This is a genomic window from Blastocatellia bacterium, assembly GCA_035275065.1.
Lineage (GTDB): Bacteria > Acidobacteriota > Blastocatellia > UBA7656 > UBA7656 > DATENM01.
In genome coordinates, this window is the sequence record DATENM010000035.1 from 112,464 (window position 1) to 137,788 (window position 25,325).

Annotated in this window: 15 protein-coding genes; 8 read left to right on the top strand and 7 right to left on the bottom strand. The window is 61.1% G+C overall.

The genetic code is table 11. The features are described 5' to 3' along the window. Nucleotides 1-53: 53 nt before the first annotated feature. Together VJ464_07230 and VJ464_07235 are read right to left on the bottom strand one after the other, a co-directional pair. Nucleotides 54-5,474 carry a glycosyltransferase gene (locus tag VJ464_07230; GenBank protein ID HKQ04907.1) on the bottom strand — a complete coding sequence of 1,807 codons (5,421 nt, stop codon included), beginning with the start codon at nucleotides 5,472-5,474 and terminating at the stop codon, nucleotides 54-56. Continuing rightward, nucleotides 5,471-6,805 carry a glycosyltransferase gene (locus VJ464_07235; GenBank protein HKQ04908.1) on the bottom strand — a complete coding sequence of 445 codons (1,335 nt, stop codon included), beginning with the start codon at nucleotides 6,803-6,805 and terminating at the stop codon, nucleotides 5,471-5,473. Before VJ464_07235 ends, VJ464_07230 begins: the two co-directional genes overlap by 4 nt. 105 nt (nucleotides 6,806-6,910) lie before the next feature. Here VJ464_07235 and VJ464_07240 point away from each other — a divergent pair, with 105 nt between their 5' ends. After that, on the top strand, nucleotides 6,911-7,399 hold the full coding sequence (locus VJ464_07240; protein HKQ04909.1) for a hypothetical protein: 489 nt from the start codon (nucleotides 6,911-6,913) through the stop codon (nucleotides 7,397-7,399). A gap of 426 nt (nucleotides 7,400-7,825) precedes the next feature. Beyond that, nucleotides 7,826-8,032 carry a hypothetical protein gene (locus tag VJ464_07245; GenBank protein ID HKQ04910.1) on the top strand — a complete coding sequence of 69 codons (207 nt, stop codon included), beginning with the start codon at nucleotides 7,826-7,828 and terminating at the stop codon, nucleotides 8,030-8,032. A 32-nt stretch (nucleotides 8,033-8,064) separates the two neighbouring features. On the opposite strand, the gene VJ464_07250 is transcribed toward VJ464_07245, so the two are convergent. The 4 genes from VJ464_07250 to VJ464_07265 all read right to left on the bottom strand — a co-directional run bounded on the left by VJ464_07250 (nucleotide 8,065) and on the right by VJ464_07265 (nucleotide 17,501). After that, the gene (locus tag VJ464_07250) at nucleotides 8,065-9,777 is read right to left on the bottom strand and encodes a methyltransferase domain-containing protein (GenBank protein ID HKQ04911.1); all 1,713 of its coding nucleotides are present in this window, start codon (nucleotides 9,775-9,777) and stop codon (nucleotides 8,065-8,067) included. Nucleotides 9,778-10,252: 475 nt separating this feature from the next. Beyond that, on the bottom strand, nucleotides 10,253-11,176 hold the full coding sequence (locus VJ464_07255) for a right-handed parallel beta-helix repeat-containing protein (protein ID HKQ04912.1): 924 nt from the start codon (nucleotides 11,174-11,176) through the stop codon (nucleotides 10,253-10,255). Between the two features lie 157 nt (nucleotides 11,177-11,333). Then, nucleotides 11,334-14,627 (bottom strand): HYR domain-containing protein, encoded by a 3,294-nt coding sequence (locus VJ464_07260; protein ID HKQ04913.1) that lies wholly within the window; start codon nucleotides 14,625-14,627, stop codon nucleotides 11,334-11,336. A gap of 834 nt (nucleotides 14,628-15,461) precedes the next feature. Further along, nucleotides 15,462-17,501, bottom strand: coding sequence for a tetratricopeptide repeat protein (locus tag VJ464_07265; GenBank protein HKQ04914.1), 2,040 nt, complete (start codon nucleotides 17,499-17,501; stop codon nucleotides 15,462-15,464). 183 nt (nucleotides 17,502-17,684) lie between these two features. Between VJ464_07265 and VJ464_07270 the strand changes: the two genes are divergently transcribed. The 5 genes from VJ464_07270 to VJ464_07290 all read left to right on the top strand — a co-directional run bounded on the left by VJ464_07270 (nucleotide 17,685) and on the right by VJ464_07290 (nucleotide 23,029). Continuing rightward, the gene (locus VJ464_07270) at nucleotides 17,685-18,695 is read left to right on the top strand and encodes a glycosyltransferase family 2 protein (GenBank protein HKQ04915.1); all 1,011 of its coding nucleotides are present in this window, start codon (nucleotides 17,685-17,687) and stop codon (nucleotides 18,693-18,695) included. Beyond that, on the top strand, nucleotides 18,692-19,846 hold the full coding sequence (locus VJ464_07275; protein HKQ04916.1) for a glycosyltransferase: 1,155 nt from the start codon (nucleotides 18,692-18,694) through the stop codon (nucleotides 19,844-19,846). The genes VJ464_07270 and VJ464_07275 overlap by 4 nt, the downstream gene beginning before the upstream one ends. 8 nt (nucleotides 19,847-19,854) lie before the next feature. Then, nucleotides 19,855-20,766 carry a glycosyltransferase gene (locus VJ464_07280; GenBank protein HKQ04917.1) on the top strand — a complete coding sequence of 304 codons (912 nt, stop codon included), beginning with the start codon at nucleotides 19,855-19,857 and terminating at the stop codon, nucleotides 20,764-20,766. A gap of 561 nt (nucleotides 20,767-21,327) precedes the next feature. Next, the gene (locus VJ464_07285) at nucleotides 21,328-22,350 is read left to right on the top strand and encodes a hypothetical protein (protein HKQ04918.1); all 1,023 of its coding nucleotides are present in this window, start codon (nucleotides 21,328-21,330) and stop codon (nucleotides 22,348-22,350) included. A 136-nt stretch (nucleotides 22,351-22,486) separates the two neighbouring features. Next, the gene (locus tag VJ464_07290; GenBank protein ID HKQ04919.1) at nucleotides 22,487-23,029 is read left to right on the top strand and encodes a hypothetical protein; all 543 of its coding nucleotides are present in this window, start codon (nucleotides 22,487-22,489) and stop codon (nucleotides 23,027-23,029) included. Nucleotides 23,030-23,193: 164 nt separating this feature from the next. Here the strand turns inward: VJ464_07290 and VJ464_07295 are convergent, their stop codons facing one another. Next, nucleotides 23,194-23,724: a zinc ribbon domain-containing protein gene (locus VJ464_07295; GenBank protein ID HKQ04920.1), complete on the bottom strand. Its 531-nt coding sequence runs from the start codon at nucleotides 23,722-23,724 to the stop codon at nucleotides 23,194-23,196. Between the two features lie 538 nt (nucleotides 23,725-24,262). On the opposite strand from VJ464_07295, the gene VJ464_07300 reads away from it, so the two are divergent. Beyond that, on the top strand, nucleotides 24,263-25,174 hold the full coding sequence (locus VJ464_07300) for a transglutaminase domain-containing protein (protein HKQ04921.1): 912 nt from the start codon (nucleotides 24,263-24,265) through the stop codon (nucleotides 25,172-25,174). Nucleotides 25,175-25,325 lie beyond the last annotated feature (151 nt).

Genomic DNA, 25,325 nt, shown 5'->3' on the forward strand with positions numbered 1-25,325 from the left:
GCCTTTTGCGGTCAAGCCCGCCTTTCGAGATCAACCCCGACGCATTTCGGCTCTCACGGTTGCGAGCGGCGCCCGCTTGTCGCCTGCGCTGAACGATCAGCGGGCGGTGCGCCGGCGTTCTGTTCGAGCGCCGCGATGGCCGCCTCTACACGCTGCGCCCAGGTGTTGCCGTGGGCGATGGCGCGCAGCCGCTTACGCAATGCTTCGTCTTTGCCCTGCGCCCGCGCGCTGTCCAGCAGCGGCGCGAACTCTTGGGCATGGCGCGCGATGTTGACTTCCGTGAACTGCTGGCATTCAGGCATCGGCGTGGTGATAACCGGCTTGCCCGCGGCCATATACTCATAAAGTTTGAGCGGCGAGGTCGCCAGGGTAATCGGGTTGATCGCGAATGGAATCATGGCCACGTCGAAGGCGCGCAAATAGCCGGGCAGGGATTCGTAAGGGCGCGGCCCGACCCATCGAATATTGGGGCGCTCCAGCAGTTTGTGCCGGCTCAGGCTCTCGTCCAGCGCCTGGCCGATGAGCAGGAAATTCCAGTCCGTGCGCCGCCGCGCGACTTCGTCGAGCAGATCATAGTCGAACCACTCGGCCAGCGCGCCGTAGTAACCGGCCAGCGGCTTGCCCGATTGCAAAAGCGCCGCCAGCTCCGGGTCGTCAGGGATCGTCGCCTCACTTTTAGCAAAGCGGTCGTATTCGACGCCGTTCGGCATGTAGATCGCGTCGGGGCGCAGGCGAATCGCTTCGGCGTGCAGTTGCCGCGTCACCGCCGCGACGACTGCCGCCTCGCGCAGGCCGCGCGCATGATTGCGCTCGAGCATCGCGCGATCATAGGGGAAGACATCGAGCGCATCAATCCAGTCGTAGACGATGCGCGCCCCACGCGGGAAATCGTCGGCGCGAGTGATGTTGTAGGTGAAGGCCCAGAGCGTCGGCTGCGGGATTTCGTGCAACAACTCTGGCGGCCCGTCGAAGAGAAAGAGATTGCGTTCGACCTCTTTGAAGCCGTCTACCTCGTCCCGTGCGTTCGAGCTGTCGAAGATCGCCACATAGCCATATTGCGCGAACGTCCGCGCCAGATGGTGCGGGCGCTGGAAGAGGTGAACGTTCCAACCGATTGAGGGCAGAAAGATGACCGCGCCGCGACTGTTGTCGATGCGCGCCAGCAGCGCTTTTAACTGGGCGCGGTAACGCTCCGCGCCGCCTGATGATGGCGCGGGCGATGGCGCGCCGTCAGCGACCGGCGGCTGTGCCTCCTGCCACTTGCTCTCATACTTGTTGCGGTTCTCATGATAGATGCGCAAGTATTCGTCCTCGCCGAGCAAGCGGAACGAGGCGCGCTGCCAGTGATGAATGAACGAATCGCGGGTGCAGCACAACTGATAGCCGGCAGATTCGAGGCGGCGGCAGTAATCGTCGTCTTCAAACATGCCGACGCCGAATCGCTCATCGAGCAGGCCGACCTTATCAAAGACTTCGCGCCGCATGGCGACGCAGAACATCGCCAGCATGGGAATCGCAAAGGTGTCGTTGTCGTGCTCGCGGACATAGCGCGCCGCCCAGCCCGGCATCTCGCCGATTGACTCATAGCCGACTTCGATGCGCGCCTCGTTGGAGATGGCGTTAGTCACCGGGCCGATCAGACCGATCACGCGCTCGGCATAGAGATGGCGGATCATCGCCGTCATCCAGCCGCGCGTCACCACCGTGTCGTTGTTGAGCAGCACCAGCAGCTCGCCGGTTGCCCGCCGCAATCCCTGGTTGTTGGCCTTCGCAAAGCCGAGGTTCTCGTCGTTGAGGATGACGCGCAGGTCCGGCAGCTCGCGCTCGGCCTCGCGCAGATAATCAGGCGTGCCGTCGCTCGATGCATTATCGATGATAATGACTTCAAAGTTCGGCCACTCGGTGCGCGCATAGAGGCTCTCGACGCAGAGCCGGTTGAGCGCCAGGTTGTTGAAGGTAACGATGATGATCGAGGCTTTCGGAAAAGTGCGGCGCACTGCCGGCGCCAGCGCCGCGAAGCGGCGCTCCCAGGTCTGCTCGCTTGCCCATGTCTGGCGCTGCCGGCGCAGCGCCGGGTCGCGCTCGTCGAGCGCCGCTTTGATTTCGCGCTCGAACTCTTCGGCGGTCGAAGCCAGGCGCACCAGCGGCGCAAGCGGGCGCACTTCGGGGATCGGCACCGCGACCACGGGCTTGCCGGCGGCCAGCATCTCGTAGGCTTTCACTGGGTTGGTCGCTTCGGTCAGCGGCGTGCGCTTGAACGGGATGATGGCGACGTCGAAGGTCGCCAGCCAGTCGGGAATCTCTGTGTAAGGCTTTTCGCCGACGAGCCGCACGTTCGGCAGTTCCTCCAGCCGGCCGACGTCTCCCGAAAAAGTCGAGCCGACCAGCACGAAATCCCAATCAACACGGTGCGCCGCCAGATCGGCCACCAGGTCGGCGTCGAACCAGTCGGCAATCGCGCCGTAATAGCCGACCACGGGGCGCGCACGCGGCGTCCGCTCGGCAATCGCAAAGTGGTCATAATCACAGGCGTTGCGAACCACCAGAACCTTATCGGTATGCTTGCGGGCTTCGGCTTCGAGAAAGGCCGACGAGGCGATCACCAGGTCCGCCGCGCGCAGCAGCTCATCTTCGGCGTCGAGCATCTCCTGGCGATTGGTCGAAAAGCCAGCGTGAAAATCCATGCAGTCGTAGATCACCGGCCAGGCGAACCGTTCGCGCGCCTGCCTGACGAGCGGCCACCAGAAAGGCAGTTGCACAAAAGCCGCGGTCGCCGCGAGCCCCACGTCGCGTCGCAAGGCGTCGAGCGAGGCAAACAGCGCGTCACGGCCCCGCTCGTCGAGTGCTTCGGTGTACACGTTCAAGGCCGGCCCGCGCAGCGATACTTCAAAGACGTTGGCGCGTTTTTCGGTGATGACGTAAGGTGCGCCAGAGGTGCGGAACTGCTGCGAAACGTAAAAGACGCGGTGCCCGGCGGCGGCGTATCGCGCCATCAATTGCTGCGGGCGCTGGAAGCGGAAATCCCATTCGATGATCGGAAAGCAGATGACGTCATGGGCGCTTGAGGCGATGGCCGTGTCAGTAAGGCTGCCCGGCGCGGTCATCAGGGCGTGCGCCGCGTCGCCGGGTTTTACGTCCACAGGAGGCGTTACCACTGCCGCCGGCGTTCCCTCGACCCAGGGTTCGGTCAGCCGCTTATCCTGCGAGCTGACCGGCTCAGTGAACGACTCCAGAGGCTCAAGGGGTCGGGCGGTTCCGCGCGCGGGAGCCAGCCCGAGGCGACGATAGATCGGCAGCAGGTAACGGTACTTGATCGGCCCGTAGAGGCTAAGCAAGCGCCAGCCGAGCGTGCTCTTGATGCGCTGAAGCTCTGCCGAGGTGTCGCGCAACTGCGTCGCATAGCGCCGCGCCTGCTCGTTCATTTTTTCCAGGCGTTGTCTCAACGACCGCAGGGCTTGATCTTTTTCGGCGAGCCCGGCCGCCAGCCGTTGCGCTTCGTTCTCCTTTTCGCTCAGGTGCGCGGCGAGCGTCTGCGCCGACTCTGATTGATTGGCAAGCTCTGCCGATAAGGTCCGCGTCTGGCGGCGTTGCTCGGCAAGCTGGCGAGTCAGCACGACCTCTTGCTCAATCAACTGCGCGGCGCGAGCCTGTGCCACCTGTTCTTTTTCCGCGAACTCGTCGGTGAGCTGTTGCAAGCGGCGCTCAAGGTCGGCGTAGGCTAACGATTGTTTGTGCAGGGCGGCTTCTTGCTCAGCCAACTGCGCCGCCAGCGCCTGCTCTTTCCCCAGTTGCGCCGCCAGGCCCTGCGCCATCTGATCTTTCTCTTGTGCCGCCTGCCGGCTCGCGGCAAGTTGCGCGGTCAGCGTCTCGACGTTTGCCTCTTTCGCTTGCGCCTCTTCGGCGTGCGCCGCCGACTCAGCGGCGAGCGCCGCCGCCTGCGCGGTAAGCTCGATGATCCGCAGATCACGTTGATACACCTGTATGTTTAATTGACTGACTTCGCGCTCGCCGCGAATGTTGAGCGCCAGGGCATCGGCGAGCGCCGCGGTCGCTTCGGCCTGCTGCATACTCTGCGCAGGGAAGCGCGACCAGCCTTGTGGCGCGGCTCCGGCAAGCGGCGCACGGCTCCCGAGGGCGGCGAGCAGATAGGCTTTGTGCGGTGACGGGATCAGCGCCGACCGATGCAGCGTGAGAATCGTGTCGCACAGATCGCGATCTATGCCGGACAGGTTTTCGATAAAGACCTCGGCCCAGTCTTCGCCCATATAAGCCTGGCCGACGAAGGCCAGGCCGGCGGCTTCAAATGCCTCTGACATATCCATCATCGGCATCTCTTTTCCATAAGGCCAGTTGTCGCGGCTGGCCTGCTGTGTGCGCCACAGCCAGTACCAGTAACACGACTGGTTCGGCACCAAGGCCATGACCAGATTGCGGCTGCGGCTGGCCATGCCGCGCAGGAAGCGGGCCTGCTCGTCGAGCGTGTAATGCTCCAGCACGCCGGCGTTGAAGACCAGATCGAATTCTGCCGCGCCGGGCTCGAAGACGTCGCCATAAATGAACTCGGCGGACTGCTGCTCGCGCTCAAACAAGCGGCGGGCGTAATTGAGCGCCGCCAGCGAAAAGTCCATCACCGTGACCTGGAAGCGGCCCGAGCGCGCCAGCCCCAGGCTTTGCCAGCCGCCGCCGCAGCCGGCTTCGAGGATGCGCCCGCCCTCGGGCAACAGCGCGGCGACGCGTTCGGCGAGGTCGTGGCCGAAGCTCTCCATCGCCGGATCGTTCTCGACGGTCGCCAGGTCAGTGTAATAGGCATTCCATTTCTCTTGCTCGCGCGCCCGAACTTCGCGACCGCTGCGCTCGGCCGCGTAGGCCGCCGAGCCGTAGGTCACGAGCAACTGTTTGCCGTGCCAGTGGGCCGGGTCGACATTGATCTGCCGGGCGTAGAGCCGCGTGAAGCCGCCGAGGCGTTGCGGGAAAGAAGCTTCCGTGAGCCGCGCGCGATGATGCTCGGACAACGGCCACTCGTCATAAGGCACAAGGGCAATATAAAGATTCTTACAAAACGGCAACTGCGCCTCGATGACCTTGAGCGGCTCCTCGAAATGTTCCAGACAGTTTGAGGCGATAATCACATCGAAGCTTCGGGAGAGGTCGCCGCTCTCGCTGAAGATGAACTCACGCTCGGGGAAACGTCGCCGCGCCTGGTCGAGTGCGACCGCAGAAAAGTCGAGGCCGGCGACGCGGCTCGCCGGCAACTGGCGCGCCAGCATCTCGACCCCTTCGCCAAAGGCGCAGCCCCAGTCAAGCACGTCGAGCGGCCGCGAGCGCAGGTAAGCCTTGTCAGGCGCTGACAACTCGGCCAGCAGCCGCTCCATAAAGTGGCGGGTTTGCGCGCTGCCGCCGTTGGCCTGCCAGCTTTCGGCAAAGTATTGATCCCACCACGCCCGGGAATTCATCGGCTTCTCGCTGTCACTCATCTTCGTCCTTCCTCAATCTTCCCAGGGTTCATATGCGCTTTCAGCAAGCCGGCCACCTCGGTGACGCGCACTGTCCAGGAGTTCTGGAAGGCGAGCTGGCGCAAACGCTCACGATATTGCGCGTCGTCGGCGAGCCGGCGCGCCTCGTCGAGGGCGCTGGCAAATTCAGCCGGGTCGGCGGCCAGCGTGACTTCGGCGAAGGCGCGACATTCCGGCAGCGGCGTCGTCAACACAGGCTTGCCGGCCGCCCAGTACTCATAGAGCTTAAGCGGCGAAGTCGCCTGAGTAATATCGTTGATCACAAACGGAATCATCGCCACGTCAAACTGCCGCAGGTACGCCGGCAGGTCGGCGTAGGGGCGCGGCCCGAGGTATGCCACATTCGCCCTGGCGAGCAGCCTTCGTCCGCGCTCGCGAAGGCTCATATCGAGCGCCGGCCCAATCAGCACAAACTGCCAGTCGGGGCGGCGGGCGGCGACCTCATCGAGTAATTCGTAATCGAACCATTCTGCCAGCGCCCCGACATATCCGGCAACCGGCTTTTGCCCTGTGGCCAGCGCCGCCATTTGCGGGTCGCGCGGCAACGGTTTCTGATCCCCAACAAAGTGTCCGTAGTCAACAGCGTTCGGCAGGTAGACGGCGTCGGGGCGCGTGGCGTGCGCCTCGGCGTGCAAGCGGTGCGCGACGCAAAGAATCAGCTCGGCCTCGGCCATCGCCTGCGCGTGGCCGGCTTCGAGAAAGCCGCGCTCGTAAGGGAAGACCGACAGATCGTCTATCCAGTCATAAACCCGAAGCGCCGGGCGCGCGAAGCTTTTACCATACTCGAAATTGTAGGCTAACGTCCACAAGATTGCCGGCGGCAGAGCGGCGAGCGCAACGGGGTCGCCGCGAAACAGGAAAAGGTTCGGGGCAATCTCTTGCACGCCGTTGACGGGATCATAACTATTGCTGCAATCAAAGATCACGGTGTAACCCTGCCGGGCAAACTCGCGCGCCAGGTGATGGCCGCGTTGGGTGTTGACGACATGCCAGCCGACCGAGGGCAGAAAGATGATCGTGCCGTGACTCAAAGCGGCGCGCGCGGCGATGGTTTCGACCTGCTGGTTGAGCCGGGCCGCGCTCGACCGCAACAGCCAGTCGGTCAAGCGCTGCGCCCGCCGCAAGCTCGCCACGGGGCTCAGAACGTCGGTCACCCTTGAGCGCTTCGACCAGAGTCCGAGCGACCTGTAAAGCGGCAGCAGTCGCCGGTACTTGAAGCGGCCATAGCGAGCGAGCGAGCGCCAGATGAACGCGCTTAAACGGGCGCGGAAAGACGGACGCGGCATCGACATCGGCAAGGATGCTACCTGCGCCAGTCGCTTCAGGCAAGCGCGTGGCGCGACGCCCTTGCCGTACTATCCATGTATCGCCTAGAATGGATGCCTCAGGTTGGCAATATGAAGCGACGAAAGATTGTGATTTTCCTCTTCACGTTAATGCTCTTGGATGGGCTGGCCGTCGCCGCGCCACAGCAAAGCGGGCCGACCTGTCGGCTGTCGCGCAGTGACCGCAACCTTAAAACCTTCGACTTGATGGTGTCGGATGGCGACGAGGCAGTGGTGTCGGGGGCCTTTTCAAAAAACCAGGTCGAAGTCTTCCGCAACGTCCTGACCGAGGCGCAGAAGTTCGCCCGGAACGAAGAGGAGGTCGGCAAGCAAGAGCCCAAGACGACGCGCTTCGCCAGCGAGAGCGAGCCGGGGTTGATTGTGGATGTCACCAAGCTCGACGACCAGAGCCAAATCTTTATCACCCTGACCACTGATATGGGCCAGTTAACTATTGAAGCGGGAACCGTGCAGCGTCGCAGCAAACGAGAACAGGGCCCATTTTTCACCCTGCTCTCCCGCATGCAATCGTTGTTGACGACGCCCACCCCGGCAAAATAACCGGTCGGAGTTTCCCTCGCCGTTTTGCTTGAAAAACACAATAGATTCGGTCATCTCTTCTTCTCACCCCCCCATGCTATCATTCTTACTTAGCGCTGCCAGGCGCAGTTTGACGCTGCGTTTTAGCATTTCAGGTTGATCCGAATCGCTATCTCAGTAAGCAAGAGGGCAGGTTGATGAACGATCCGAGTATGTCTATCCGAGCCAGGCTCAGGGCGAGCGGCGTCGCGGTGATTGCCGCAATCAGTATGATGGTCCTGCCGGCAGTCTGCGCTCGTAGCCAGAATGAACCTGCCGCGTTTGAGCGGCAGCCGCAAGTCGTGCGCCCCTATGCTGAAGGGCCTGGCCCACAGCAGCAGCTAGAGATATAGCGGCCGAATAAGCTGCATAGAGATTGATCCGGCAGACGCGAACACGGTATACGTGGTGCCGCTCGGCTGGAACGGGGTCTCCTACAGCCGCCAGATTTATGTGACGACCGATGGCGACGGCAAGGCCGACCCCGGCATCTGGCGCGCCTCGCAAGGCATCTGGATCATCCCGACTTCATCGTCGAACTATACGCAATACATCTTCAGCCAGTGGGGACAGTCAGGTGATATCGTTTTCCCCAACACGACCGGCAAGCATTAGCAGAGAATCAGCCTTGACCCTGTGCTTGCTGGTCACTGCCCAGGTCCAGCCGGCGCCGCCGTTTTCCGACCGACGACGCGCCAGAACCCAGCCCCATAACGCAACAGGAAGGTGCGTTTCTCGTCCTCCGTCGCGCGCGGCCAGGCATCTATGGCCAGTAGATAATCCCTCAAGCCTTCTTCGACTTGCGGGCGCAGGCGCGGCGGCACACCGGCAAGCCCTTCCGCGGCGCCCTCGCGCAGGGCCCGCAGGTCGGCGAGCACGGTGTCCAGATCGGGGGCAGATATCGGCTCATAGAGAACTTCCATCTCCATCCCGGCGCGTGCAAACATCGCCGCATACTGCTCAAGTTCCAGGTAGTGGCGTACGCTGTAGTCTGTCCCCGGCGCATGGTCTGCGAAGTAGGCGCGTGCCTCTTCATAATCGAGCAGCGTGATGCCGAACAGTTGATAATGGCCGTCACGCAGGACGTGGAGCGGCGCATAACGGTTGGGAATCTCGAAGTAGGCGACGCCGTTGTCGCCGAGCAGCATCGCGGTGTTGTGGAGCAACGCTTGTGGATCGTCAACGTGCTCGATAACGTCGTTGCAGGTGACCACGTCGAACTGATTCATCAACCCCGCCAGCTGGTCCGCACGGGTGGCGTCTTTCAGCAGCAGCGGCACGTCCAACCCGTGATCGCGCAGGTTGCTCTTAGCCAGTTCCAGCAACATCAAATTAATTTCGACGCCGATGGGTTCCGCACCGCATTCGGCGAAGGCGACGAGAAATCCCCCATAGGCGCAGCCGATGTCGAGGTACTGCTTGCCACGCAGATCGACTCGCTGGCTCAACAACTCAGCAACGACCCGTCCGCGCTTGTTGCAGGTGATGGCGAACTCGAAGTACAGCGGCAGACACGGGTCGTGGGTGATGCTCTGAAAGTGCTTGCAGAGGGCGGCGAAATAGCGCCGGTTGTGTGGCGTCTTGAATTGAGCGAAGCGTTCGGCGACCTCGGCGGCGGCCCCGGTCAATACCTCCGCGGGCAACTCATCGGCGGGCCGGCCCGATTCGCCTTTGTGAGAGAAGCTGGCAGATTTCGCTGCCCGTCCCGCGGTCTCCTCGGCGGCAGCTGACGCCGCGCCCGCCGGCCCGGCGGTCAACTCCGACGGCAGCCCCGCGCCGCCCCTGGCTCCGCCGTTCGCCGAAGGCTCCGATTCGTTCTCTTCGAGCCCATCGGTGGACGTCTCGACGGGTTGCGCCCCTGTGTTGCCCCCAGCGATAGCGCGTGCGGTCGAGAGCCCGGTGGTGTCGTCTGCCGCGCCGAAGCCGAGCCGGCGATAGAGGGGCAGCAGGTAACGGTACTTGATCGGCCCGTAGAGGCTAAGCAGTCGCCAGCCGAGCGTGCCCTTGATGCGCTGAAGCTCTGCCGAGGTGTCGCGCAACTGCGCCGCCTGCCCCTGCATCTGTTCGTTCATACTCTCCAGGCGCTGTGATAGCGAGCGAGCGGTCTGATCTTTTTCTGCAAGCGCGGTGGTCAGGGCTTCGTTCTCGCGCCGCTGCTCGGCGAGCTGGCGATTCAGGGCATTTTCCTTTTCAATCATCTCGGCGGCGCGGGCCTGTGCCGCCCGTTCGCTTTCCGCGAGTTGATCGGTCAGTTGCCGCACGCGCCGCTCGACTTCACTGTAAGCGGCCTCACGGTCGCCCGCGGTCAAGCGCGCGCCCCGCGGCGCCCGCGACTCTGACGACTGTTCACTGTCACTCATGTGGGTCCGTCCTCAACTGCACTAAGATTCGTCGGCTCGGAATCACACCATTCTGCCAGCGCCCCTATATATCCGGCAAACGGTTTTCGCCCGGCGGTCAGCGCCGCCATTGATGCGCCACGCCGCGCAACGCAGAGGATGATATCGGCCATCGCCCCGCGCGTCGGCAGGTTTGAAACAGCGGTGTTCGTAGGGGAAGACGCCGGGTCGTCTATCGGGGCGTAGACCCGCAGCGCCGGTGGGGCGAAGCTTTACCTAACTCGAAATTGTGGGCCAATGTCGATCAGGCCACCTTCGGAGGCGGGCTCGAAAGGACCGGAGGGATTCGGGATCGCTGACACCGGCGCTAAATTACCAGGCGGAATGCCCGGACGCTCTCGCCCTCATGGCGGAACTTGTGCGCCAATGTTTTCCCCTCCTGCCCGGGCAACCACCCGGGCAGGAGGGAAATGAAATCGCATATGCGACAGGGATGCTACTGCTGGACCTTGGTGGCGTTGGGCGCTCCGTCCGTCGCGTTGCCATCGATTCGGTTATTGACCGACGTCTTGACCGTCCCGCCCGCGGCAATAACAATTCCGTTCGTGTTGTTATAGATGTTGGTATTGGAAATGCGGATGATCGACAGGTTGGCCGCCGCATTGACGCCGTTCCCGTTGAAGGCCAACATCACGTTTTCCAGGTCGGCGACCGCCGCGCCGCCCTCGCAAATCACACCATTGCCGCTGTTCCCGACAATTGAAGAATTGCGGACCATGGCGAAGCAGCTGCCGCCGGCGGTGTTGACGACGTCCACCCCATTCGTACAGGCTTCCATGCGAACATTGTCAATCGAGCCGGACAGAAAGCCGGTGGTGGTCGACAGTTTCACGGCGCTGACCGCACAGTTGATGATGTTCGTGTCCTTGACGAAGACGTTGGCGCTGCCGCCCAGGGCGACATCAATGCCATTACCACCAAACTCGTAGATCTTGCAGTTCTCGACATTCAGTTGCTTGCCGGCAAGAAACCTGATGCCGCTGAGGTTGCCCGCGGTGTTGAGCCCATTAATGTTCAGGTTCCGTAGCGTCACCTTGTCATTCACACCGGCGTTGACGATGATGCCACTGGTGGTAGTCACAATCCCGGCAATAAAGCCGCCGCCGTCAATGGTCATCGACTTGGTGATCGTCACCGCGCCGAATCCACCCGGATCAAGCACGTTAATCTCGCCGCCCGCCGCGGTCTTCGAGATTGCCCCGGCAAAGGTCTTGCACGGCGCCGTGCGGCTGCACGGGTTGACATCATCGCCGACGCCCGACACCCATGTACGTGTCGCCTGCGCTTGCGCGAAGGTGCTGCACATTAAACAGACGGCAAATACGCCAAGCATGTTGAATAGCGATTTCATTCTGGTCATTGTCTCTCTCCTTTACATTCTAAGCGATTGAATCAGAGATCATCTTGATTATGATCCTCTTAGTCAACATAGCGAGTTCCCTTGCCGCTCTGCCCGGGCAGTTGGTCAATGCCATCGGACAATGGCGTCGTCCAACTGCCTGAGCAGAAACGGCCAATTAATGGCCTTGATCGTGCGGCACCGTCACCGTCACGGTCTGCGTCGCGACGTTGCCATGACTATCCGTGCACCGGATGGTGATCGTATAGACGCGCCCGTTGCCGTTGCCCGACCGTTCTGACTGTAACTGCACGTGATGCGCATCGATGACCTTCCACTCCGCCGAGTTGTGACCGTCACCGGGCGGGCTGGGTGGCTCGTTGCTGGTCACCGTCAAGTCGCAAGTGACCGACGAGGTGGGCGTGCAATTATCCGCCACGCCATAGCTGATCGTCACATCGACCATCTTGTGATTCGGCGGCCACAGCGACGACGGATTGGCGGCGGCCCCGCTGATGGTCGGCGCCTGCGTGTCATTGACGACAACCGTCTGTGTGCAGGAGACCTGGTTGCCCGCGGCGTCTCTCGCCGTCCAGACGATGGTCGTGGTGCCCACCGGGTAAGCCGCGTTCAGCGCCAATCCGTCACTGCGAACGCCGACCACCGTCGTGCCGGGGCAGTTGTCGGTCGCGGTCGCAGCCCCCGTATTGACGATGGCAGAACACTGGCCCAGCGTGTTGGAGGCCGTGATGTTCGCCGGGCAAGTAATCACCGGCGCTTGCGTGTCGGCGACCGTCACGCTAAAGCTGCAAGTGGAGTGGTTGTTACTGGCGTCGGTCGCGGTGCAGGTCACGTTGGTGACACCGACCGGGAACGACGCGCCGGAGGCCGGACTGCAAACGAAGGTCGGACCGGGTTGATTGTCGGTCACCGTCGGGTTCGCGTAGGTCACGACCGCCGCACACTGGTTGGCCGTGTTGGGCCGGGTCAGGCTGGGCGGGCAGGTGATCGCCGGCGGCTGATTGTCGCTGACCGTCACCGTGAAGCTACAGGTCGCCGTGTTGTTTGCCGCGTCGGTCACCGTGCAAGACACGGCCGTCGCCCCGACCGGGAAGTGCGTGCCCGAAGCCGGCGAGCAAACCGCCGCGCCCACCCCCGAACAGTTGTCGCTGACCGTCGGCGTGTAAGTGACGGTCGCGGTGGCGACGTTGGGGTCCGTGCCGACCGCAATGGGCGACGGGCAGGTGATCGCCGGCGGCTGATTGTCGCTGACCGTCACCGTGAAGCTACAGGTCGCCGTGTTGTTTGCCGCGTCGGTCACCGTGCAGATCACGGTCGTCGTTCCGACGGAGAACTGCGTCCCCGCCGCCGGCGAACAACTCGTGGTCACGCCGGGACAGTTGTCGGCAGTTGCCGGGGAGGCGTAGTTAATCACCGCCCCGCACTTGTCCGAGTCATTCGCATGGGTGATGTTGGCCGGACAGGCAATCGTCGGCAGTTGCGTGTCATTGACGGTTACCCTAAAGGTGCAGGTCGTGGTGGCGCCCGAAAGGTCGGTCGCCGTACACAACACGTTAGTCGCGCCGATGGGGAAGAACGACCCCGAAGCCGGCGAGCAAGCGACCGTCAGGGTTGAACAACTGTTGTCGGCAGTCGGCGCTGGGTAGTTGACGACGGCGCCGCACTGATCCTGATCGTTGGCGGTGGTGATATCGGACGTACAAGTGATGGTCGAAGTGATGCTGTTGACCACGGTCACCTTCGCCGTGCAGGGCGTCTCGCCGGCGCCATTCTCCGCGGTGATCGTCACCGTGTAGATTCCTGGCCCGACGATACTGCCGGCTGCCGGGGATTGCGAGACGGTGACGCCGCAACCGGTGGCGACCACTTCACTGACCAGATTCGGTATGGTGGCCTCGCAAATGGCGCTGGCGGTGACCGTCTTGTCCGTGGCGCAGGTGGTGATCGTCGGCGGTGCTGCCGGAACCACCGTGACCGTGAAGTCACAACTGCCGCCCTGGCTGCTGGTGCAGGTCACCACCGTCACGCCCGCCGCGAAGACGGTGCCGGACGCCGGGCTACAGGTGACTGTGCCACACGTCCCGCTGGTCGCCGGGGCCGGGTAGTTGACGACGGCATTGCACACGCCGGCTGCGGCGGTCTGGGTAACGTCACCGGGACAGGTCACGGTGCAGCCAGCGCTGTTCGAGCCGCGGACGGTCACGGTGAAGCTGCACGAAACGGTATTATGAGAAGAGTCGGTGCCCGTGCAAGAAACCGTCGTGGTGCCGATCAGGAAGGTCGCGCCGGCGGGCGGGTCACAAGTGACCGTCACACAATTGCCGGTCGTCGTCGGCGTCGAGTAATTGACTTTCGCGAAGCCGGCGCCTTCGGACTCTTCATCAACCGTGAGGTTGCTCGGACAATTGATCGTCGGCGTTGACGGAGCCGAAGTATCTACGACGGTCACGGTAAAGGCGCAGTTCGTCCCGCCGGAGGCGCAGATCACTGTCGTCGAGCCGATGGGGAAGGAGGAGTTCGAAGGTGGCGTGCAGACGACCGGAGGGGTGTTACCCGTATCCGGGTCGGCGCAGGCACCCGACGCCGTCGGCGTCGTATAAGTGACGACGGCGCTACACATGCCCGCGGCAGCGTTCTGGCTAATATCCGCTGGGCAGTTGATCGTGCAATCGGCCGCCGTCCCGTTGTTCGCCACCAGCGTGTCCAGGCTCGTCGAGTTGTCCGCCTGGTGCAGCTCATTGGTGGAGGTCGTGGCGCTGGCCGAGCATGTAATGGTCGAGCCATTGGCGGCGGCGCCGCTGACCTGATAGGTGTAGGTAAAGACGGCGGTGCTACCTGCCGCCAGCGTCGGGATGGTGCAAGTCGAGGTGCCGGTGGTGGCACCCGGCGACGGGTTCGTGCAGGTGGCCGCCGGGCCAGAATCCTGCGACTCGGAGACCCACGACGTGTTGGCCGGCACCGCCTGGGTGACCACGATGTTGTCGGCGGCGTCCGGTCCGTTGTTGGTCACTTCGACGCGATAGACGATGTTGTTGCCGGCAGTGATGTTGACCGTGCCGAAGATGTTAACGCCGACATCGGCGCTCGCCCGGCTCGGGTCGCGCACGACGAAGCTGGCGACGTCAAAGCCGCTGCCTCTGAAATCCAGTGTCCGGACCGTCCAGGTTCCGACCTGAGAGAAGAAGCCGCTCGTGGGGATGGTGATGGTGCTGCTTTGCGGGTCGGTCGTGATCGTCGGCCCGAGCTGATAGATGCTGCCGTCGGGAGAGGCCCACGCGAAGCGCCGCTCGTTGGCCTGCACCCCCGAGACGATGGCGCAGACCGAATCGCCGAGGTTGAATACGCTCTTGCCGGTCGTACAGTCGCCCGCGTAGAGGGCGATGCTTTCGGTATTGGCGCTGACCCTGCCGGCGCGCGCCAGCCGATGTCCGTTCAGGACAAATAAACTCATAAGCAAGAATGCGGAAACGAGGACAACTGGGATAAGGAGCCTTCCATAGCGTGAGTTGCCGGCGCGGCGCATTCTTGGGAGTGTTATAGTTCGGGTTTTCTTAGCAGATTGGGAAATCGTAGAAATCTTACCGATTTTCATTAATCGTCCTCCTTACAGTTCTCTACAGTCCTCGGTTGTATTGCCAAAATCCGGGCCAGGCCCGTCAATGTGATGAACTCAGCGACTACGAACGCACCCTCAATGAGCGCAATCGGAGGAAACCTGGGAAGCGTATCCTAAGGAGATCGCTTTGTTTTCTTACTTCAGTCTTTTGTAACCTGAAAGCGGCATTCAGTACCGAACAGCAGTGTTAGATTCTAACCAATGCCTTCCACAGCTTAGGGAGGATTCGTACGGAAGGTTTTCGGTCGATTGGTCTTTACTCCACCGTCAGTTCAATTCCAACCCTCATTTACGATGAACAAGGCTGCGCAAAAATATGACTTTTCGCGCTAAATGTCAAGGAGAATTTCTCAGAAAAATCGTAAGCTTCGCTCGTTTGCATCGCGGCCAAACCTCAAATGTTCTGAGAGCGAAACTTAGAAAGAGACGATGGCGCTAGGCGATACTGGGCGTTGCATTCAAGATGCGAGATGATAATCGCCCACCTCGGCGCATGAGTCCATCGCGGCGACGCGGCAACGCTCAAGGAGGACGGCGCGCTCGCAGTGTCGCGACACCATGCCGAGATTGTGTGTCACCAGTAACACCGTCCGGCCACCGCGAAGGGGGAGGTCTAAGGGCGAGGTCCATCCCTGTCAATGGCGTCCGGCGAGGCCAACATAATGATTTCTAGCGCCCGCAGTCCTGGCTCAACTCGTCTGTCGCCGCTTGAATCTCGCGCTGCTCTTTCGGGCTGAGGGCGACGGCGCGCGCCGTCTCCAGCGCGTTGCGGGCGCGCCCGCAGTCCTTCTTGCCGCGATAGGCGCGGCTCAACAGCAGATTGGCCGTGTAATCGTTCGGCACGAGATCGAGGAGCTGCTGGAGGGCGCTGATCGCCTCGTCGTAACGCTTCTCTTCGATAAGCAACGTGGCAACCTGTTCGAGCGGCTCGCGGTGACCCGGGTAGGCGACCACCAGTTGTTGGAGCGCGGCGATGGCTTTTGCGGGGTCGCGCTCGCGGTAGAGATTGGCGAGCATGGTATAGGGCTGCGGGTTGAGCGGGTTAATGCCGATGGCTTCACGGTATAACTGCTCGGCGCCGTCCGCGTCGCCTTGATTCGTACGAGTCAGCGCCAGCGCGCAGGTCATCTGTGAGCGGTACATCGAAGGCTCCTGCGACAAGCCCGACATCCTGATCTCTTCGTCAGACAGGGTGAGGCCGCGGCGGACTAACGCCTCGGCCTCGCGCGCTTTGTCGCGGGAGCGGTCAATCAAGGCGAGCGAATAATAGGCTGGCCAGTAAGCCGGCTCGATCTCCAGACAGCGCTTGTAGAGTTCTTCGGACCTGCCAGGGTTGATTGGCGCGTAGGCTTTGGCGAGGCTCGAAACGGCGCGAATCGAATTCGGCACCTCGCGGTAATTGGTCTGCCAGAGGGTGAGGTCGTCTTTCCAGACGCGATTGCGCAGCACGGTCGTCACCCCGAGTGCCACCAGCGCCAACGCCATCGCGGCATACGCCACTTGCTTTGCGCGGCTGCCGCGCATGGCGACTTGCTCGACAACCAGCCCGACAAACAGCCCGAAGCTCATCATGGAGAGGTAGAGATAATGGTCAGCCAGCAGCTCGTGGTGCGGAATGATCTGGCTGACGGGCAGCAACAGAACGAAATAAGAGAAGATGGCAAAAGCCATCAGCCGGTGGCGTTTGAGCGCCACGAATCCACCGGCGAGCGTCGCCGCGACCACAAGAAATGACCCGATAACACGCCAATCGAGCGCCGTCGTTGTGATGTCGAATGCGCCTTTGTACTGGACCACTGGCGTCGGCCAGATCAGTTGCTTCAGATTCCATGCCTGGATGCGGAAGATCAGCAGCAGGTTGGTGTAGAAACTGCCGCCCCAGTACTTGAAGCCGTCGCGCGCCAGCACCGAGCCGCCTTTGACAAACGTCATGTAATAGCCATAGGCCAGCACCGCTGCCGCGAGCGCCAGGTAGAGCCAGCGGTTGCGGCGAAACGCCGCGCGCCCGGCCCCCCACAACCGCCGCAGCCAGGCGCCCGATTGCTCGCTCCAGGCAGCGCAGAAATTCCAGACAAAGATGAAGGCGGGCAAACTGGCCGCCATCTCTTTCGCCATCAGGCTCAAAGCCCAGCAGCCCAGAAATAGCCCGAAGTCGCGCCACTTGCCGCGCTCTCGATAGTTCAAATAACAATAGAAGCTGAGGAGATAAAATAGGCTGAAGAGAATGTCGCGGCGGCCAGAGATGTAGGTCACCGCGTCTGTTTGAATCGGATGGATGGCGAAGATCAGCGCCGCGATGAAAGCCACCGGCAGGCTGCCCGCCACCCGGCGCAACAACACGAATACCAGCAGCGTGTTCGCCAGATGAATGACGATGTTCATCAGATGAAAGCCGGCGGCGTTCTCGCCCCACAGCGCGAAGTCAATGGCGTGCGTGATGTCGCGCAGCGGTCGGTAGGACGCCGTCAACAGACGCGGCAGGTTGGCCAGGCTGCGCAGCAGCGCGTTTTCGAGGATGAGCGATTTGTCGTCGAAGACAAAACCGTTCCCCAGGCTATTCAGGAAGCAGGCGAGGACGACAGTTGCCAGCACGCCGGCGGCAATATAGAGTTGTCGCCGTTTGCGGCGCGCGGCGGCCTGTTCATCGGCGCGTGTGGTCGCCGCGGGTTTTCGCTTGTTGCTTCGGGCGACGGTAACAGTGGCTTTCATGACGTAGAAATCCGCGCAGGAGCCCATAGCTCAAGCGCGGTAAGGGAACTCCATCAACTGTTTCAAACAGGTTATTCGCGTCGAGAGCGTTTGCTGTTCGTGTTTGTAATCCGGTTCATTTTAACGGTATCCTAGCTGGTGTGCAATGTTGGCGCGACCTGTGCGCCAGCCTCGGTTCGTCGCATGAGTTCAAAGTCAAAAGACATCACGGTCATCATCCCGCTGCTCAACGAGCGACCGGCCCTCGACGAGTTATATCGTCGCCTGACGGCGGTGCTGAGGGGAGTCGCCCGCCGTTATGAAATTCTTTTCATTGACGACGGCAGCACGGACGGTTCGAGTGAAAAGCTCAAGGCGTTGCACGCCGCGGATCCGTCTATTCGCTACGTCCGCTTTCGCCGCAACTTTGGCAAATCGGCGGCGCTCGCCGCCGGCTTTCGCGCCGCGCGTTTTGAAATCATCGTCACCATAGACGCGGATTTGCAAGAGCAACCCGAGCAGTTGCCGTTGCTGCTTGAGAAGCTCGACGAAGGCTATGACCTGGTCTCAGGGTGGCGCTACCGGCGGCAAGACCGCTTCGGCAAACGCCTGGCGTCGCGGGTGTATAACCGCGTCACGTCGATGCTCACGGGCGTCCGCCTGCATGACAGCAATTGCGGGTTCAAGGCCTATCGCCGTGGCGTACTCGACGAGATTAGCGTCTATGGCGAGCAGCATCGTTATATCCCTGTGCTTGCGAGCTACCGCGGCTTTCGCCTCGGCGAAGTGCAGATCGATCATGGGCCGCGCCTGCATGGCCGCTCGCGCTATGGAATGGAGCGCTTCTTCGGCGGTTTCTTCAGCCTGCTGACGGTCATCTTGATGACGCGCTACACCAACAAGCCGCTCCATTTTTTCGGCCTTCTCGGCGTCCTGCTTGGCGGCCTTGGCGCAGTCATTAATGGCTATCTGATCGTGCTGCGGGTCTTCTTCAACCAGTGGCTGAGCAACCGCCCGCTGTTGTTCATCGGCACCCTGTTCGTCATCGTCGGCGTGCAGCTGGTCTTGTTTGGACTGCTCGCCGAGATGATCACATTTTCCTACCGGCGCGAGAGCGATTATTCAATTGTTGAGACCAGCGAGAGCAACGACGAGTTGAACATCGAACCGCCGCCGGCAAGCGCCGGAGAGGCCCGCAGGGGAATCCGCGGATGAGGCTTTCGATCATCGGCCCGGCCTACCCGCTGCGCGGCGGCATTGCCCACCACGTCTACTGGCTGCAAAGGGAGATGGTCGGGCGCGGCCATACGGTGCAGGTCGTTTCGTTTCGCAAATTGTATCCTTCACTACTTTTTCCCGGCACCACCCAGTGCGACGCCAGCGACTTGAAGCTCGACGCCGGAGCCGAGGCGGTTCTGTCGCCGCTCAACCCCTTGAGCTGGGCGCGGGCCGCGCGGGCCGTCAAGCGCTTTGCCCCCGATCTGGTGGTCTTGCAATGGTGGCAGCCGTTTTTTGCGCCGCTGCTCGGCACGCTGGCGCGGCGGCTGCGGCGCCAGGGCCTGCGCGTCGTCATCGAATGTCACAACGTCTTGCCGCACGAAGGCAGCCCGGCGGATCGTTGGCTGACGCGCTACGGCTTTGCCGCCGCTGACGAATTCATCGTTCATGCGCGCAGCGACGAAGAACGATTGCGGCAGCTTGCGCCCGACCGCCCCATCAGCCTGTCGCCGCTGCCGATGCTTCAGGAGTTCGAATCGGCAACCCACGGCAAACGCGATGGGCGACGGCTGCTCTTCTTCGGCAAGGTCCGGCGCTACAAAGGTCTCGAAGTCCTATTGGGAGCCATGCCAAAGGTGCTGGCGCGCATCGATTGCGAGCTGCTGGTCGTCGGCGAATTCTACGAGGATGTCGAGACCTATCAGCGCCTGCTGCGCAAGCACGACATCGAGGGCAAGGTAACGGTGATCAATCGCTACGTGACGAATGAAGAAGTCGCCGACTACTTCGCGCAGGCCGACGTGCTGGTGTTGCCCTACACCAGCGCCTCGCAGAGCGGCGTGGCGCAGATCGCTCTCGCTAACGACCTGCCGATCATCGCTTCGCGCGCCGGCGGCCTCTGCGACAGTCTCACAGACGGCGCTGACGGATTATCGTTCCGCCCCGGCGACTCCGATGACCTGGCGGAAAAGATCGTCAGTTACTTTACCAATCATTATGGGCCGATTTTCGCGGCCAACCTCAGGCAGCGGCGGCTGGCCGGCACGGCTTGCCGGATCGCTGAGATCATTGAAGGCGCAGCCCGCGCCGCCCGTGACGAGCGCCCGGTGAGCGCCCACGCTGACAAAGGCGCGGATGAGCTCGGCTAGACCAGACGATGTCCACGGATCGTGAACAAGAGCTATCGGTGTCGGTCATCGTTCCCTGCTACAACTCCGAGCGCACGATTCGCCGCTGCCTCAACGCGCTGCTGGCGCAACGCACGGCGGTCGAGTTCGACATCACCGTCGTTGACAGCTCGACGGATGCAACTCCAGAGATCGTTGCCCGCGAATACCCGACGGTGCGCTTGATTCACAGCCCACAACGGCTGTTTGCCGGAGCGGCGCGCAATGTCGGGATCAGGGCGACACACGCGCCGCTCTGCCTGATGATCGATTCGGACTGCATCGCCGCGCCTGACCTGATTGAGCGGATCGTCGGGCGGCACCTGAGCGGCAGCTATGCGGCGGTCGGCGGCGCGTTGCGCAATGGCACACCGGGGAGTCTGAGCGGCTTGATCGGCTACCTGATCGAGTTCAAAGAGTTCATGCCAACGACGCCGCTGCGCCTTGAGAAGGGCATGCCGACAGCCAATCTCACTTATCGCCGCGAGGCCCTGCTGCGTTATGGTGGGTTTGATGACGACCTGTGGATGGCCGAAGACATTCTGCTCAACTGGAAGATGCACCGCGCCGGCGAGCGATTGCTCTTTGATCCCGCCATCGAAGTGACGCATTTAAACCGCACAGGCTGGCGGCAGGTCTTGTTTTATCAGATCGGCCTGGGCCGCATGTCTGCGGAAGCACGGCGGCGCGGCGAGTTGCCTGGCGGCTTTCTGTTGCGCCGTCGCTGGCTGATTCCCTTGTTGCCGTTCGCGAGAACCGTGAGAGCTGTGCAATGGTTCGCGGCTCATGATAAAAGGCTACTGTTCGCCTTTTTGTTGATCTGGCCGCTTTACTGGCTGGCCGCTGTGTTCTGGGCTTATGGTTTCTTGCGCGGCGCTTATGAGGATGAAGGGCGATCCTAACTATCGGAGTAACCCTCAAGCGCGGCGGCCGGAGTGGAGGGTGTTTGCGGCGGCTTAAAATATTAGAGCGATGCTTAATATTTCAGACACGGGAGTGTGTTGAAGTTTATAAAATTCCGCGTGAAATTGGTATGCGAATGGTATACAATGCGAACCGCCACGCGCGCACACCTTCCCCGCGCTGCCAGTGTCGCTGTGGCAACCAGGCCTTTACGAGTAGAAGCACCAGGCGCGCGCCGGTTCGCTCAGGCGCGCAGTCTAGTCCACAGCCACAGCGCCACGGCCAGCATCAAGGCGCTAGAGCCGAAGTCAAGACCCGATTGACCGGTCTTGCCGGTCGGAGAAGTTCCAGGTTCTACAGCATCAGCGGTCGGCAAATCTGTGGCGCGCTGAAGGCCCTTGCAATCGGGTGTTTCGCCGGGGTCACAGCTGCACCCACCGCAGCCGCACTCGCAGTATGCGCCGCCGCCAGTTACATGTCCTGCGAGAGCTACTGTTGCGAATGGAACTGGGTTCGTTGAGTGGTGAGCAGATGAGGTGATCAAGGGAAGAACGGCCACGATGAACGAGCAGGCAAGTATCCTCTTTAACATAACTTCCTCCTTTTCTGGTAACAGTGCCGGAAAGTTAGAACTATCTTTGCAGTCTTCTTATCTTCAGCGTTCGATTTATACCGTTTTAGCTCGCAGCCTTTACGCACAAGAAGGATTTGAGTTATTAGGTAGGCAACTGGCGGCTATTGCGCGTAATGCCTACTTCGCAAGACAAATGGAAACGGTTGAGCAGGCCAGTCAATGGATGCTCGCTTTACCATTATCAAATGAACTGAAGTCTGTCGCTCAGTATTATCAAGCTCTTTGTTTTAAGAGAAAGGGTGATTTTAAGAACACCCACGAATTGCTCGAAAGGGTTGTGCGGGAAGCGCCATCCCCTTTTCAAGCCCGAGCACTGCTCAGCATCGGGGCAACGCATTTCGACAGTGGGGAGACAGAAACAGCGGCTCCATTTTTCCTGACCGCCGTCCGAGTTGCCGGTCATCGCGACCTCCAGACCTTTGCGACTGCTCAGAGGATGGTCGCTGTGATTCGCAGCATCTATGGAGATCATCAACAAGCGCTTGCTGATCTTGAGCGGCTCTTTCCCGTAGTACGAGCCATCGCCAGGCATTACCCCACGTGTTATTACGACTTCCTCAACAGCTATGCTGTTGAACTTGGCGAAGTGAACCGCCTTACTGAAGCGCAAAATGTCTGCGCGATTACTCTCGCTTCGCCATTTGCTGCGGTCTATCCCGAATTTGCGCAGACCCGCGACGAGCTTGCCGCCAAGCGGACGGCAGCAACGCCTTCGGTCGTCGCCGTGGCGGCTCTGCCTGAAGTCACCCCTTCTCCTCAGGCTGAAGCCGAGCCGCAGCCGGCCCATAAACGCTCCACAATTGCCTTCAAACTCAGAAGGCTTTGCTCGCCGACTCGCGCGCTTACACGAAAGAAAACGAAGTCAATAGCCACCGGCATCCGTGTCCGCACGATCCTCGACCAGCTTGCGTATTCGATCTCTCCGCGCAGCCCGCCCGCTTTGCTCTGACCCTTCTTCAAAGTTCAAAGATCAAGAACTGCGACGTGAGCCGCCCTTGGCGGTGATGGCTCACCTTGCTCAACGACGCGCACTGGCGTGATAGGAGTGGTGTGCCTAAAACACGCTGGGGTGCGAAAGGAGCGGCATGAGTATAGCAAAGAATACACAGGCCAGGAATAAAGTTGTGGCCCAAAATGCCGAATCGACTCCGAAGGGGGGAAAAGCTGAAAAGACCAGACCGCGCCTCCAGGCTGAATTCGACGAGAAGTATCCCAATATGGGCGCCGTCCACGAAAGCGTGATACGCCAGCTCATCTTCACGGTTCCGCTGGCACATCTGCCTGCGTACGGGGCGCGCTTTCAAGCCGCCGTCCAGGCGCTGGAAGCCGCTCGCCAGCAGCCTTCTCAAAAAACCAAACAGGCCGTCATCCGGTTGATTGCTGATCTTGAAAAAGAAAGCAGTAATCAGCGCTACCGGCAGATATTGCGAGCGATGGCGGCGGCGGGGCAGAGCGAAAGCGGCTTGAACCGGGCGTACTGGACGGCGCTGCGGGTTATGGAGATGACCTTCGAGTGGAGCTTTGAGTATATGTTTGCTTTCGGCCTCTACGAACAAAGACTCGAATCATCGAGAGAGGCCGATCAGATCACACAGCCGCGAAGCGAGCCGCGCCGCCGCAGGGCATGAAGTCATGAAGAGCCATTGCCGGCAAGCGCGATTCACGCGCTTTGCACGGAGGCAAAAGACAGGGCGATGCGGAGACGCGGCGAACGGGAATCGCGGCAATTGATGGTGAGATGAAACCTTTTCCCTGCGTCTCCGTGTCGCGGTCTTGAAGCGTATGGCTCGCTTCAATCCAGGAGACGCGTGGTGTGATCGGTCACGCTGGGCGGTTCAAGAATCTCCCCCGTATCAACGGCGCGGGCGATAAACCCCTCAACAGTACTCTTCGGCGGCGCAAGCGATTCCCCTCGCGGCGTTGCAAAGCGGGGTTGGCCGAGCCGGCCTGCCGGGTTCGCTATGAACGGGGACTCGCCAAAAATATAGGCATAGAACAGCCAGAAGAGGCCGACCAAAAAGACGGTTAGTGGCACGAACAGTGGCACCGGTGAATCGGCCTGAAATGATATCCCCAGGCAGAGCGGCAGCAGGATCAGGCTCAAAAAGATGAGTCTGGCGGCGTGGCGCATTCCCGGTCGCGTACACGCTTGCCTTTCCATAGCGTCCGGCGCAGTCCGATCCGCCGGCGCGCCATCGTTGGCGACGATTTCGGCAACGACATTCATCGGCAAACCGCAGCGCGAGCAGAAACGGATCTCGCGCGCTAACTGCTGTCCGCATCTTGGGCAATACATCACATCCTCCCAATTCGCCGAAACCATTTTTTGTGCTGTCGAAGGTTACGACATGGCAGATGACAAAGTTTCTCCGTCCAAAGCCCCTGTGTGCTTTCATTGTTCGCTTTCATTGTTCACTTGAACAACCGCCCGCTTGCGGATTATGCTGGGAAGTGTCGTGAGCGTGGTGGCCTGCTGACGCTTTTTACAGCAGCGGCCAGAGACGCATCTCTGTTGGAGAATTAAAACCTATGAAACCGATCCATTGTTTATATGCGGCGACCTTCGCGTCGAAGCGCCGCATGCACATCAACTGAGCCGGTCGAGTCGGGTCCCAGGTTGGGATCGCAACAGACCAGCACCTTGACAGGCTCAGCAGCAGCTCGCCATAAAGACTATCGCCTGCGCTGACGAGGCGGCTTGCTTGCCTGGGCCAGAAAGCGAGTCACTCGTCCACATGAAAAGACCTACTTGTTTCCGTTTCCGTTCCCTTCTCTTTCTTACCCTCGCCGCCATGTTTTCAGGATCGCTGCCGCTAGCCGACGCGGCGGTTCCGCGTGAACGAAAATTCGCCTTCGAATACATGGCAACAGTCAAAGAGATTCCGATAGGCGCTCATCAGGTCGATCTCTGGATACCTGTGCCACATGATAATCCGTTCCAGGCCATCAGCGATTTGCAGGTTGATTCGCCCTATCCCTACGAGATAGACAAGGCGCGATACGGCAACCGGGTTCTACACATTCGGCTGAACAACCCGCAGCAATCGAGCTTTAAGCTGACCATGCGCTTCAACGCATTGCGCAAGGAGCATATTCAGGAGCGTCTGCAATCGGCTCACGCCGCAAACCTCGAAGTGCCGCGCGATCCGAACATGGCGCGCTGGCTGCAACCCGACCGCTTGGTGCCGATTGATGGAAAGATCAAACAGTGGGCGCTTGAAGTCGTCAACGCGGCGGGCGCCAGGACCGATCTGGAGAAAGCCAGGGCCATTTACAATCACATTGTCGCCACCGTGAAGTACGATAAGAGCGGCCAGGGCTGGGGGCGCGGTGACATTTATTATGCCTGCGACGCAAGGCGCGGCAACTGCACGGACTTTCACGCTATTTTCATCGGCTATTGCCGGGCGCTCGGCATTCCGGCGCGCTTTGCCATCGGCTTTCCGCTGCCGGCAGACCGCGGCGCCGGCCAGGTCAGTGGGTATCATTGCTGGGCAGAGTTTTACGCCAGGGGCATCGGCTGGGTGCCGATTGACGCATCGGAAGCGGCAAAGAATCCCGCCAAGCGTGAATATTTCTTCGGCGCGCACGACGAGAACCGCGTCGAGTTCACTATCGGTCGCGACCTGATTCTCGATCCGCGCCAGAAAGGTGAGCCGCTCAATTACTTCATCTATCCCTATGTCGAGGTGGACGGCAAGCCATTCACGGCGATTGACAAGGTGTTTACTTATCGTGACACCTCAGCCGTCACAGCCCGCCTGAGCCATTAGCGTCAAGTTACCGAGGGGCCGGCGCAAAATGCTCGCCGGCCCCTGCCGTCCGGCAAAGCCCCTGCGACCTGATTGGATTTGCGATCCGGCTGCCGCCTTCTCGCCCAAACCACCGCCCTCCGAAAAATGAAAACTCTTGACCCCGGCAAGG